Origin of the sequence: Clostridium hydrogeniformans DSM 21757 (assembly GCF_000686705.1) — a bacterium.
Lineage (GTDB): Bacteria > Bacillota > Clostridia > Clostridiales > Clostridiaceae > Clostridium_Z > Clostridium_Z hydrogeniformans.
In genome coordinates, this window is sequence record NZ_JMLJ01000003.1 from 1 (window position 1) to 13,588 (window position 13,588).

The 13,588-nt window shown below is 29.0% G+C and carries 8 protein-coding genes and 1 rRNA gene; all 9 read right to left on the bottom strand.

Annotated elements, in window-relative coordinates:
• Window positions 1-261: ribosomal RNA gene (locus tag BR69_RS0100005) — 16S ribosomal RNA — on the bottom strand; the annotation flags it as partial.
• Between the two features lie 300 nt (window positions 262-561).
• Entirely contained in the window at window positions 562-690 is a 129-nt protein-coding gene (locus BR69_RS22250) for a clostri-philic family protein (protein WP_278246071.1), read from the bottom strand.
• 61 nt (window positions 691-751) lie between these two features.
• Window positions 752-1,231, bottom strand: a complete 480-nt coding sequence (locus BR69_RS0100015) for a hypothetical protein (RefSeq protein ID WP_150112236.1) — start codon at window positions 1,229-1,231, stop codon at window positions 752-754.
• Between the two features lie 249 nt (window positions 1,232-1,480).
• On the bottom strand, window positions 1,481-3,070 hold the full coding sequence (locus BR69_RS0100020) for an ABC-F family ATP-binding cassette domain-containing protein (RefSeq protein ID WP_027631333.1): 1,590 nt from the start codon (window positions 3,068-3,070) through the stop codon (window positions 1,481-1,483).
• Window positions 3,071-3,258: 188 nt separating this feature from the next.
• A complete protein-coding gene (gene adhE, locus BR69_RS0100025) occupies window positions 3,259-5,844 on the bottom strand; it encodes a bifunctional acetaldehyde-CoA/alcohol dehydrogenase (RefSeq protein WP_027631334.1) in 2,586 nt (861 codons plus the stop codon).
• A 639-nt stretch (window positions 5,845-6,483) separates the two neighbouring features.
• The gene (locus BR69_RS0100030) at window positions 6,484-9,069 is read right to left on the bottom strand and encodes a 3'-5' exonuclease (protein WP_027631335.1); all 2,586 of its coding nucleotides are present in this window, start codon (window positions 9,067-9,069) and stop codon (window positions 6,484-6,486) included.
• Between the two features lie 185 nt (window positions 9,070-9,254).
• Window positions 9,255-10,394 carry a metallophosphoesterase family protein gene (locus tag BR69_RS0100035; RefSeq protein ID WP_027631336.1) on the bottom strand — a complete coding sequence of 380 codons (1,140 nt, stop codon included), beginning with the start codon at window positions 10,392-10,394 and terminating at the stop codon, window positions 9,255-9,257.
• 370 nt (window positions 10,395-10,764) lie between these two features.
• Window positions 10,765-11,586, bottom strand: a complete 822-nt coding sequence (locus BR69_RS0100045) for a MerR family transcriptional regulator (RefSeq protein WP_027631337.1) — start codon at window positions 11,584-11,586, stop codon at window positions 10,765-10,767.
• A 375-nt stretch (window positions 11,587-11,961) separates the two neighbouring features.
• A complete protein-coding gene (locus BR69_RS0100050; RefSeq protein WP_027631338.1) occupies window positions 11,962-13,581 on the bottom strand; it encodes a putative ABC exporter domain-containing protein in 1,620 nt (539 codons plus the stop codon).
• Window positions 13,582-13,588 lie beyond the last annotated feature (7 nt).

Below are 13,588 nucleotides of genomic sequence, written 5' to 3' on the forward strand. Positions count from 1 at the left end.
ATTACCCCACCAACTAGCTAATGCGCCGCGGGCCCATCTTGTAGCGGATTACTCCTTTGATTGCTCTAAGATGCCTTAAAGCAATATTATGCGGTATTAATCCTCCTTTCGGAGGGCTATCCCCCACTACAAGGCAGGTTGCCCACGTGTTACTCACCCGTCCGCCGCTAGATTGTCTCCGAAGAGACTCTCTCGCTCGACTTGCATGTGTTAAGCACGCCGCCAGCATTCATCCTGAGCCAGGATCAAACTCTCAATTTAAAAGTTTAATCTTAGCTTTTCGCTAATTATTTACTGTTAAAAGAATTGCTGGTTCTTTATCTTAATCTGTTTAATTTTCAAAAATCAATAGTCCTTATTTTTGAGGACATGACTTATTTTATATAAAATCTTCTACTATTTTATTTCATTACATCTAAAATACATGTGATTATTCCATCAATACTGATTATTTCTATATTTTTCTCTAAGTTTCTTTTATTGATACGCTAGGATGAGTTTACTTTTGAAATTTAAACAAAAATTAAGAAGGGAAAATATATATCCCTTCTTAACTTCATATTACTCTATAGGCTCGCCTTTAAAATTTTCATATCTAGGTTTTGTTCTCTTATAACCTCTACCCTTTGGCATATTTTGAAGCTCTACCCTTTTTTGACCTTTATCTGTACTATTATTTGTTTTATTCATAAGACACTCTCCTTTCTTTTTGTAGTTTATGTCCTATGAAAAAAAATATTCTATAGTAATTTTAAAGTTTCCCTTTACTCTTTAGATAAGCATTTATTTTATTTACTTCTTCTTCCTTATAGTATTCCATTGGTACTTCTAATATAATACCCTTAGCTACAACTCTATAGGCTACAAGATTTTCTTTCTTAGTAACTTTTATAATTTTCAAGATATCTTTTAATAAAATCTTTTTTTCTTTAAAAGTTTTATTAAATCCTATACAATCTTTTCCGAGTCTTATGTATCCTAGTTTATCTCTAAGTAGGAGCATAAATCCAAAATATCCTGAAACCACTGACATTAACCCATTAAATATAGCTATTCCTATAGATAACTTTCCAGTAGTTGCAGATACATCTTTCATTCCCATTACAGAGCTAATACATAAAAAAATAAATATTATACCTAAAAAAAGGTCCAATGATTTTGCCTTATTAAATCTAACTATCTCCCCTGCTTCTTCTTTCACTCCAATTTCTTCCTTTTCTTTATGTTTCATACCTAACCCTCCCATGACTAAACTCCTATATAACCTATATATTTATTATATATTTATTCTCTATGTTTTAAAATACAAATTATTAAATACTTCCTGATATATGCCATCTTAAATATGTTGTTTTTTAGTTAATTTATCTTATATTGTGCTAATGTTATTTTAAAATTTAAGCTTTTTTCATAAATTAACTTATAAAAATAAAGAAATAGGATTTTTACTAGCTCTCCAGTAAAAATCCTATAAAAAATCCTATTCTATTCCTTTTCCCTTTAGGAATTCATCATAAGTACATTGCTTATCGATTATTCCCTCTCCATTTATCTCTATTATTCTATTAGCAATAGTTTGTATAAATTGATGGTCATGAGATGCAAAAAGAACTACGCTCTTAAAATCCATAAGACCATTATTTAAAGCAGTTATAGATTCAAGATCTAAGTGGTTCGTTGGTTGGTCTAATATAAGTATGTTTGCACTAGACAACATCATTCTAGATAGCATACATCTTACTTTCTCTCCCCCTGATAGAACCTTAGCCTCTTTTAATGCCTCTTCTCCTGAGAATAACATTCTTCCAAGGAAACCTCTTAAATAACTTTCACTTTGCTCCTCTGAAAATTGGCGTAACCAATCAACTAAAGATAAGTCACAGTCATTAAAAAATTCTGAGTTATCCTTTGGAAAATATGCATTAGATGTAGTAACTCCCCACTTGTATGTTCCTTCATCTGATTCTAATTCTCCAGTTAATATTTTAAATAAAGTACTTACCCCTATTTCATCACCTACAAAGGCAATTTTATCTTCTCTTCCTATTCTAAAGGTAACATTATCTAAAACCTTAATCCCATCTATAGTCTTACTTAAATTCTCTACAAATAAAACATCATTTCCAACTTCTCTTTCTGGTTTAAAGCCAACAAAAGGATATCTTCTGGAAGAAGAAGGTAATTCATCTATGGTAATCTTATCTAAAAGCTTCTTTCTTGAAGTTGCTTGTTTAGATTTAGATGCATTAGCTGAGAATCTTGCTATAAAGTTTTGAAGTTCCTTTACCTTTTCCTCTTTCTTCTTATTCTGATCCTTAATCATTTGAGCAACTATTTGGCTAGACTCATACCAGAAATCATAGTTACCAACATAAAGTCTAATTTTCCCAAAATCCACATCACATATATGTGTACATACAGTATTTAAGAAGTGTCTATCGTGGGAAACAACAATTACTGTTCCTTCGAAATCCATTAAAAAGTTCTCAAGCCAGTTAATAGCCTTTATATCTAAGTTGTTAGTAGGCTCATCTAGAATAAGAACTCCTGGCTTTCCAAATAAAGCTTGAGCTAAAAGAATCTTAATCTTTTCATCACCCTTAAGCTCATTCATCATTTTATAATGAAGGTCTGTTCCTATTCCAAGACCTTGAAGAAGCATTGAAGCTTCAGCCTCAGCTTCCCAACCATTAAGTTCTGCAAATTCACCTTCAAGTTCTGATGCCTTAATTCCATCCTCATCGCTAAAATCAGCCTTTGCATATAAAGCATCTTTTTCTTTCATAATGGAATAAAGTTTTTCATTTCCCATTATTACTGTTTCTAAAACTTCATATTCATCATATTGATAATGATCTTGCTTAAGTACTGAAACTCTAACATTATTAGGTACTATAACCTCTCCTGTGTTAGCCTCAATTTCCCCTGAAAGTATTTTAAGAAATGTTGATTTTCCTGCTCCATTAGCTCCTATTACACCATAACAATTTCCTGGGGTAAACTTTAAATTTACCTCCTCAAATAACTTTCTTGCTCCGTATCTTAAGCTTATGTTACTTACTGTAATCATTGGCATTTTCCTCTCTAAAAACATATTTTAATTGAACACTAAGGCTTATTATATCAAAAAACTTATTCTATGTCTAAATATAATAATTTTAAGAAACAAAGAAGCCCTACAACATTGTGTAGAGCCACTTTGTGAGTCTTGTAATTCATTTCGGGTGTGATTTTTATTTTTATATTTTCAAAGAAAAATTATTTATTTGAAAATACATTAACATACATTTGTTTAATTTCAGATATTAATGGATATCTTGGATTAGCTCCTGTACATTGGTCGTCAAAAGCCTGCTCACTCATTTCATCTAAAGTGCTATAAAACTTATCCTTAGATACTCCAAACTCTTCTATGGTAGTTGGTATATTAACCTTTGCCTTTAACTCTTCTATGGCATTTATTAAAAGCTCTACCTTTTCCTCTTCACTATTTCCCCCAAGATTTAAATAATCTGCTATTCTTGCATATCTCCACTTAGCATTTGGATATTTATACTGTGGGAAGGCAGCTTGTTTTCTTGGGCTGTCTGTAGCATTAAATCTAATTACTTCATTTATAAGTAATCCATTGGCAACTCCATGAGGTACATGATGCATTGATCCAAGTTTATGAGCCATAGAGTGACATACTCCAAGGAAGGCATTTGCAAAAGCCATTCCTGCCATAGAGGATGCATGGGCCATCTTTTCTCTTGCCTTAACATTAGTTGTTCCCTCATTATAAGCCATTGGTAAATACTTAAATATAAGTCTTATAGCTTCTAGGGCTAATCCATTGGTAAATTCTGATGCAAGAACTGATACATAAGCCTCTATGGCATGGGTTAATGCATCTATTCCTGAAGCTGAGGTAAGTCCCCTTGGCATATTCATCATAAGTTCTGCATCAACTATTGCCATATCTGGAGTTAATTCATAATCTGCCAGTGGGTATTTACATCCTGTTTCTTCATCTGTTATAACTGCAAATGGAGTTACCTCTGATCCAGTTCCAGCTGAGGTTGCAACACATACTAATTCTGCCTTTTCTCCCATTCTAGGAAATTTATATACTCTTTTTCTTATATCCATAAATCTCATAGCTAAATCTTCAAATTTAACCTCTGGATGCTCATATAGTACCCACATTATCTTAGCAGCATCCATAGCTGATCCCCCACCTAAAGCTATTATTGTATCTGGTTCAAAGGTCTTCATTTCCTCTGCACCTTTTTTAGCTGTATTTAAGGTTGGATCTGGTTCCACGTCCATAAACACTTTAAATTCTATGTTATTAGCTTCTAATATACTAGTTATCTTATCTGCATATCCTAAATTAAATAATACCCTATCTGTTACTATAAAGGCCCTCTTTTTATTCATATCTTTAAGTTCTTGAAGGGCAACTCCTAAACTACCATATTTAAAGTATACTTTTTCTGGAACTCTAAACCAAAGCATATTTTCTCTCCTCTCAGCCACATTCTTTATATTTATAAGGTGTTTAACTCCTACATTTTCTGATACAGAGTTCCCACCCCATGAACCACAGCCAAGAGTTAATGATGGTGCTAATCTAAAGTTATATATATCACCTATAGCTCCTTGAGATGCTGGCATATTAACTATAGTTCTTCCAGTCTTCATAGTTGAACCAAATCTATCTATTCTATCCTTACATCTATTTTGATCGGTATATAATACTGAAGTATGACCAAATCCTCCAAGCTCTATTAATCTTTCAGCCTTTTTTAAAGCTTCTTCAAAGGTTTCAGCCTTATACATTCCAAGTATTGGAGATAACTTTTCATGAGAAAATGGTTCTTCAAGTTCTACAGATTTTACCTCTCCAACTAAAACTTTAGTTGATTCTGGAACTTTAACTCCTGCCATGTGAGCTATTTTTGTTGCAGGCTGACCTACAATATCTGCATTTAAATTTCCATTTTTTAATATTATATTTCTAACCTTATCTATTTCATCCTTCTTTAATATATATGCTCCTCTTTCCTTAAGTTCTTTTTTCACTTCATCATATACATCCTTTATAACAATTATGGATTGTTCTGATGCACATATAACTCCATTATCAAAGGTTTTAGATAAAAGAATTGAGTTTACTGCCATTTTTATATGAGCTGTTTCATCAATTATAGCTGGTGTATTTCCAGCCCCAACTCCTATAGCTGGCTTTCCTGAAGAGTAAGCGGCTTTAACCATTCCTGGTCCACCAGTTGCTAGTATTATATCAGCTTCTTTCATAACTATTTGGGATAATTCAACAGAGGGTTCATCAATCCATCCTATTATTCCCTCTGGTGCTCCTGCTTTAACTGCAGCATCAAGAACTATTTTTGCTGCCTTTATAGTAGAATTTTTAGCTCTTGGATGAGGAGAAAATATTATTCCATTTCTTGTTTTTAAGGAAATAAGTGCTTTAAATATTGCTGTAGAAGTTGGATTTGTTGTTGGAACAACTGCAGCTACTACTCCTATGGGTTCTGCTATCTTTGTTATTCCAAAAGCCTCATCCTTTTCTATAACTCCGCAAGTCTTTTCATCCTTATATTTATTGTATATATATTCTGAAGCAAAATGGTTTTTTATAACCTTATCCTCTACAATTCCCATTCCTGTTTCTTCAACAGCCATTTTTGATAAAGCTATTCTTGCATTATTTGCAGCAATGGCGGCCTTTGTAAAAATATCATCCACCTGCTCTTGAGTATAGGTGGCAAATTTTCTTTGTGCCTCTCTTACTTGGTCTAATCTTTTCATAAGTGTTTCTGCATTATTTACTCTCATAAATTCTCACTCCTATTATTTATATAATACTGTTATTTAGTTAAAATTCTTTATTTATAATATGGTAGTTAATTGAATTAATAATTCGTCTTATAGATTGTTTGTTAAATAACTAACAATCTATACTAAAAAAATATAATTATAATTTATATTCTTCAGATATTTTTTCTTCTTTTTAAGATTACTTTAATGTTTTCCCTCTCTATATTGTTAATATTATCACAATTATTTTATTCTGTAAAGACCATTACTACTTTTTATTAAATTAATAACTTCTTACCTTTTGTAATTGTTTACTATTGATAATTAATGTTTTATATCTATTAACTTATTAAAAACCTCTAATTTTCTCTGTCCTACTCTAAGCTTTTATGTTATTATTATTTCTTTATTATTTTCGTCCACTAAAGTTTTATGTTATTTTTTTATCATTATTTTAAAACTTAAATATCTTTTATATATAATATTTTTATTTAAGGAAGATTTTCTTTATTCCAATAAGAAATAACTCCTTCTAAGAAACTACTTTAAAGAGTCCACAATTTCAAATTATAAAAATCATTTGAAATTACCTTTTCTTAATTTTCTTAATCTCACAACAAAAATAAGCTATCTCACTTTTTATTGTGAGATAGCTCTCTATAAACTCTCTATTAACTCTTTATCTAAATAATTTAAAAACCTGCTTCCTTCTTCCTTAATATTCTCTCTTTCATACTTATGTCTATGTCTAGTTAAATATAGGGTTTCTTTTGCTCTAGTAACTGCCACATAAAAGAGCCTACACTCCTCTAATATTTCCTCCCTTGTTTTACTCATAAAGCTTGGAAACACTCCATTGTTTAGGGCTGGTAAAAACACTCTTTTGAATTCTAAACCCTTAGCTTGATGCACTGTAATTATTGGTACCTTCTTTTCCTTAGAAAAGCTTCTGTCTATTTCACTATTTGATAATGAAGTTATTGTAAGTAGTCTTATTAATGAATCCTTTGGACTTTCTAGAGAATTATCTCCATTTTTAAAGAAGTTATATAATTCCTTTAAATTTTCTACCCTATTATTTTCATTTTTATTCTTATAATATTCAATAATCCCACTTATTTCATAAATTTTTTCTAATACCTTATATGGTCTTTCCATCTCCATAAGTTCTCTTAATTCATCCATTTGCTCTTTAAGATCCTTAAATCTTTTATTATAAAGCCCCATAACAGCCATTCTTTCCATAGAGGTACTATTAAGCTTCTTTGCCATAGATAATAAAATATCTTTAGTGGCTAAAATATCATCCATAGCATTATGGCTAGGTTTTACATTTGATTTTAGAACCTTACTTAAGGTTTCAAGTTTATGATTTTCAAGATTAGGATAAAGTTTTCTTCCTATGTCCAAAGTATCGTAGTATCCTTTAATTTTAAATGGCTCTAAGTTAAGTCTTCTAAGTTCACTATTTAATATTCCAAGGTCATATTGTACATTATGGCCTACTACAACCCTATCCTTTATAAAACTTAAAAATTTTAAAAAAACTTCCTTAGGGCTCTTTCCATTTTGCTTTAAATATTCATCACTAAATCCATGAACCTCTTCTGAAGATCCAACAGATTTACTTGGTATTATAAACTCTTCAAAAGTAGTTACACTTCCATACCTATTAAGACCTATGGCTGCTATTTGTATTATCTCATCTTTTGTTATATCAACTCCTGTAGACTCTACATCAAATATCACTACATCTCCACTTAATATAGCATCACATAACATTCTATAAGGCTCTCCTAAGGAGATGGTACTACTTTCTAAAAAGTCTGTAAGCCTTATGCCTAAATCTTTATTTCCCTTCTTCTCTATGTATTCAATAGTCTTATCCCCTACCCTTGATACATAATTTAAAACTATTCTTTTCATACTATTTACATCATATTTATTTAGGGCAAGTTTTAAATAGGCTAGAGCATCCTTAATTTCTTTCCTTCTAAAAAATTTAAATTCTTCTACTAAAAAAGAAGGTATACCTCTTTTTTCTAATATGCTAGAGTAGGCAAGATTTAGTCTATTATTCCTTGTTAGAATTGCTACTGAACTTAAATCATCCTTATAATATTTTTCTATAATATTACAAATAAAGTTTCCTTCCTCTTCTAAAGTATTAAACTCCTTGTACTTTAACTTTTCCCCTATCTTATTTCCCTCTGTGACTATTTCCTTATTCTTCAAATCATCTTCTATCATATATATTCTTTCAATAGTTTTTAAATACTCATTAGATGACTTTATAATAACCTGTGTAGATCTATAATTTTTATTAAAATGTATAACTCGTACATTTTTAAATTCTTCTTTAAAATCTTCTATTATTGTAAAAGGCTTGGATCCTCTCCAACTATAAATAGTTTGATTTATATCTCCAAAGAAGCTTAAGTTTTTATTTAAACTTAACCTCTTTATTATTTCATACTCTAATAAACTAGTATCTTGAACTTCATCCACTTGAATATAATTAAATTTTTCTCTCCACCTATTTAAAGTTTCCCTGTCCTCTAATATTTCATAGGTATTTATTACAAGATCACTAAAATCTAAGCCATGTCTTTCTTTTAATATAGAATTATATAATCTTATAAGTCCATATCCACGCTTTCTTAAAGCATCCTTTGTAAAGGCTATCCTTTCTCCTTTAGAGAATTTTTTAAAAAATCCTTCTCCTTTTTTACTTAAAAAGTCCTTGGTTACATATTCTATATCACTTCTATATATAGGCTCTACAGCTACAGAATGATGTTTAACTTCATATATAAAGCTACTTAGCATAAATAGGTCCATTTTAATATGTCCTAAAATTTCTTTAATTATTTCACTGCAATCTTCTTCATCAAAAACCAAAAAATCACTTGATATATCTGTATTTTTCTTAGCTTCGCTTTTTACTATATCAAAACAAAATCCATGAAAAGTCTTTACATATACCCTTTGTCCTTCTTTTCCTACAGTATTTATTATTCTATCCTTCATCTCATTACAAGCCTTATTAGTAAAGGTAACACATAGTATCTTTTCTGGATTTTCTCCCTTTAAAATTATATTTGCCGTTCTTAGGGCTACTGCCCTTGTCTTTCCCGTACCCGCTGGTGATAGAGTAAGTAGATTTTCTCCCGTTGCTTCCACAACCTCTTTTTGTTCTTTATTTAATTCTTTTACTTCATTTAAAAAATATTCTTTATTCAAAATACCTCTCCTTAAATAAGGATACTTTTATCCATTAACTTTTCATAATCCTGTATATTTTTAAGTATATAGAGGATATTTATAAAATCTCTTATTTCTTTAATTAGATTTTATCTGATGGCTACCAGAGCTGTAACACCCCCAACCTTTAAAAGGTTGTGGATAACAGTTGCCACAACCCTAGATTAAAGAGCTATTATCTCCTCTTTATCCTTATATAATCTTATTATCTTAGGACTTATGTTTCTATAGTTAGTCTCATGATTAACCTGATTCCCCATTGCATCAGTTAATCTTCCACTAGAAAATATACATAAAAGTTTTCCTTCAAAAAACTCCTTATATCCTTCCTCATAAGCTTCATGTCCTCTTATAACCTTATATATGCCAAACCTCTTCCTAAAGCTATTAAAATGTTCTTTGTAAAAATAAAATCTTCCCTTATTTTTAGTTTCCTCTATGTCCCCTTCCTTAGGATCACTCCAAAGAAGGTTTTGAACTATGGTTCTATTTATTAAATCTACAATATTTTCATTTGTAAGATCTCTCAGGGATTTTATATGACTATAAAAAGTTTCATTATCAAGTGGCCTAGGAAGCCCTCCATGAACCCCCATGTATACATGTTTTTCACTTTTAACAAATGCATTTATAGAAAGGGAATGGAAAAAATCTATATAACACTTTAATAGGTCTAATTCTAAGCTATTTTCTTTTAACAAGTTATAAATATATGATATAAAATAATCTCTATCTGTTGTATTAGAATTTCTCCCCACTATTAATTTATATATTTCTTCCTCTAAATATCCACCATCGTGATTCCCCCTAAGTAAAAAGATATTTTCAGGAAAAAGGTATTTTAAAATAAGTAAAATTTCTATGGTTTTTAAGTGATTCTCTCCTCTATCTACGTAATCTCCAAGAAATAGGAGTGCAAAGTCTTCTTTCTTTTCAATTTTATTAAAAAAATTCACTTTACTTAGGATTCTTTTTATACTTATACTATCCGAATGAATATCTCCAATAAAATATACTTCTTTAACTTTATTTAAAATATAAGTATTATATGCCCTTCTACAATTGTTAAAATCATGAATACAGTTGCTTATATTAATATTCTCTTCTAGTATTCTTCTATTATGAAAATCCTCCTCTTCATTATGGATTTCTATAATATTTTCTATTAAAAAACTATGTAGCTTAATTATATCTTCTAAAGTTTTATCTTCCTCTAATAATTCTAATATGCTATTCTTAAGATATTCTTTCTTAAACTTATATACTTCTTTTTTGATTATTTTTACTCTTTCTATAAAAGACATAATTTCACCCCATCCTAACCACTTATTGTTTTATAAAAATCACTGTTCATATATAATAATTTTAAGTTGTTTTATTTCCTTTTTTAACTCTTAGAAAAAAATATCCAAATAAAGCTGCCCAAAATATAAGTATATATTTAAACATAAATCTCCCTTAAACTAAAGGGATTCACCTCCTTTTAGGTAGTAAATAATTTTTATAAAATATGCAGTATTTACCTTTAGTTATACTTGGGTAAATTATATAATACAGAGAATAAAATTACAAATTTCCCATAATCTTTTCTTTTATAATAATAAAGATTTCTTTATCTAATTATCTAAAATAGTCTTAATATATTATTAATGTGAATTTCTTTTAACCTAATTCTTATTTATTTACTGGAATTTGTATCTCATATATATGGTCCTCTTCATAGGATGAAAAAGCTATATCACTTATGGTAACTATTAAACCATCTCCACATATGGTAAGATTCTTCTCTTTAATAAATCTTAATAGTTTATTATAATAACTCTTTCCCCCTTCTATATTTCCCTTAAAAGCAATAGTTGCATAAGTTCCCTCATTTACCTTCTTCATCTTATTAAATCTCATCATCTTTTCTTGAAAAACTAAGGCTAAAGATTTCCATTCCTTATATATGTTGTTATTAATATTATTCTTATCTAATATATAGGTTATCATACCTTTAAATAAGCATAACTCATCATTTATTATATTGCTAAGAGTTTTTATTCCATATTCAACTTCTACTATATCCCTATCTTTTTCAAAGTTTAGATATATCATATTCCTCTTTTCGATATTCTTTATATAACAAGTATCTAAATTATTTTCTTCCCCATAAATATGTAAAATTTTAAGCTTATAATCTATAATTTTTTCTCTCTCTTTAAGAATCTCTATTTCCCTTTCTAATCTTTCCTTTTGGCTCTTAAGAACCGCCTTCATAAAATTTAAATTTCTATCACTAAAATATTTTTCAATTTCCTCAAGAGGCATACCTAATCTTTTTAAAAATATAATAGAATCTAAGTGTCCAAATTGTTCTATATCATAATATCTATATCCATTTTCATTATCTACATATCTTGGTTTAAAAAGATCTATTTTATCGTAATATCTTAGGGTTTGAGTGGATATATTATGGAGTTTTGCCATCTCTCCTATTAATATTTTCTTATTCATTTAAATACACTTCCTTATAATCTCATATGGTATTTCTTAATTATACCCTCTATTTAAAGCCTTAAGTTAAATATAAAAATATTTAAATATTAATTTATAATTACTCATTTGCATATGTTAATTAAAAAAGAAAAAAGGGATTCATTCATATACTCAATCCTTGATTATGAATACAATGTTAATTCCTAATCTTTAAAATTTAATTTAAGACAACTTTTTAATAACCCACCTTTAAATATAATATATAGCCTGATTTTAAAACTAAGGCTCTAAAATAAAACATAATAAAACCACTAAAAGTATTATACTAAATTCCTAATACTCTTAGTGGTTAAACTATTTATATTTATGATCTTGAAAATCCTTTTATAAAGACTAGTATTCTAATTTATTAAATATTTTATCTGTAACCATTAATAAAATTATAATTTCTATAGCTAAGGAAATTATAACAAATATAAAGGCTAATATAGTATTTTCCAAGACCTTTACCCCTATAACTGCTACAGCTATAGGTATAATTAGTAACATGAGATTTATTAATGTCCCTATAAACCCTCCATCATTAATTTCTACATCTCTAGGAATTAAAAGCTGAATTAAAAGAGTTTTTAATATTCCTATAAAGCTAAACATGGAACTAGATAAAAGAGCTAATATAATTAGGAATTTATTTCCCTCTAAAAAGATGAGTAAAGGTAAAAACATTAAAGACTTATAAATAATAGATAAGGCTACTGGCTGGGTAACTATTGCTATTATTTTCTTTAGCGCAGAGCCTGGTAATATGTATATATACATATTGTTAAGTTCTCTTTTAAGACTTTCTCCTGCCGAAGAATTTGCTTGAAATATAGCCATAAATCCAACAATACTAAGTAGTATTTTATCTACAGACTCCTTATCCCCACTCAAAATTCTAGATAAGATATATCCTATACCTATCATAAGTAAGACCATGCCTATTCTTTTTTTAGTCATGTTTTTCTTTCCGCTAGTTAGGTTTTGCTTCCAAAGAAATGCCCACTCTCCAAAGAACTCTTTAGATTTAATGGAAGTTTTCACCTTTTTATAATTCCCCTCTGCCGCTGTATCCATATCCTTATAGCTCTTAGTTACTTTGAGAATATCATTTCTACCCTCTACAATTTCTGCTACATCTTCATAATAATTTACTCCAAATATTAAAAAACCTGCTATTAGTAAGGATGTAACTACTATCAATGTAATAAGTTCTTTATATGGTATTATATTACTTAAGGATAAAGGTAGAGTTATTCCCTTTTCAAAACTACTTATAATAAATATTTTATCTATAACAAGGTTTTCAAAAACTTCTTTAAATTGAAAATTGGTTATATATAGCCTATATGCTAAAACTCCTATATACACTAGAAGAATTCCAATAAATATCCGTCCTAAGATTCTAAAACTATTTTTTAAATTAAATCTTATTTTTAAAGAGTAAATAAGATATCCTAAGGATTTAAAGAAAACTACTAAAACTATTACCATTAGGCTTGAAAATATCATATTATATAGGTTTATTCCCATTCCTTTAAATCCAGTGATAAGTAATATTATCCATAGGTATATATAGGTAAGAATCGATATAATAGCACTTCTAAGCATACTATATAGAAGTATAGTCTTCTCTCCTATGGGGCTTGGAAAAAGATAATGTACATCATTTATATTAAATCCTCCTGGAGTATGATCATTACAAAATTTATATATGATAATACAAGTTACAATAAATATTATTAGGGTTACACATGCTCTAGCACTCAAAAAAGCCTCTGGAGTTAAAAACTCTCTTATCTTACCCTTATTTCTATTACCTGAAAATAGCATAGGTATAATAATGAATATTAGAGGAAAAATCAATGAAAAAAATTTTTTTATAGCAATTATTGGATTAGTAAGGGAGTATTTAAACCCATTTTTCCACTTTAAAAGATCCATATATACTAAAGTAAAAAAATCTTTACTCATATTAAAA

Excerpts from the sequence above, each read along its gene's own strand:
- BR69_RS0100020 (WP_027631333.1), bottom strand. The coding sequence starts at position 3,070 with ATGATTACAGTAAGTAACATAAGCTTAAGATACGGAGCAAGAAAGTTA.
- BR69_RS0100045 (WP_027631337.1), bottom strand. The coding sequence starts at position 11,586 with ATGAATAAGAAAATATTAATAGGAGAGATGGCAAAACTCCATAATATA.
- BR69_RS0100035 (WP_027631336.1), bottom strand. The coding sequence starts at position 10,394 with ATGTCTTTTATAGAAAGAGTAAAAATAATCAAAAAAGAAGTATATAAG.
- adhE (WP_027631334.1), bottom strand. The coding sequence starts at position 5,844 with ATGAGAGTAAATAATGCAGAAACACTTATGAAAAGATTAGACCAAGTA.
- BR69_RS0100015 (WP_150112236.1), bottom strand. The coding sequence starts at position 1,231 with ATGAAACATAAAGAAAAGGAAGAAATTGGAGTGAAAGAAGAAGCAGGG.
- BR69_RS0100050 (WP_027631338.1), bottom strand. The coding sequence starts at position 13,581 with ATGAGTAAAGATTTTTTTACTTTAGTATATATGGATCTTTTAAAGTGG.
- BR69_RS22250 (WP_278246071.1), bottom strand. The coding sequence starts at position 690 with ATGAATAAAACAAATAATAGTACAGATAAAGGTCAAAAAAGGGTAGAG.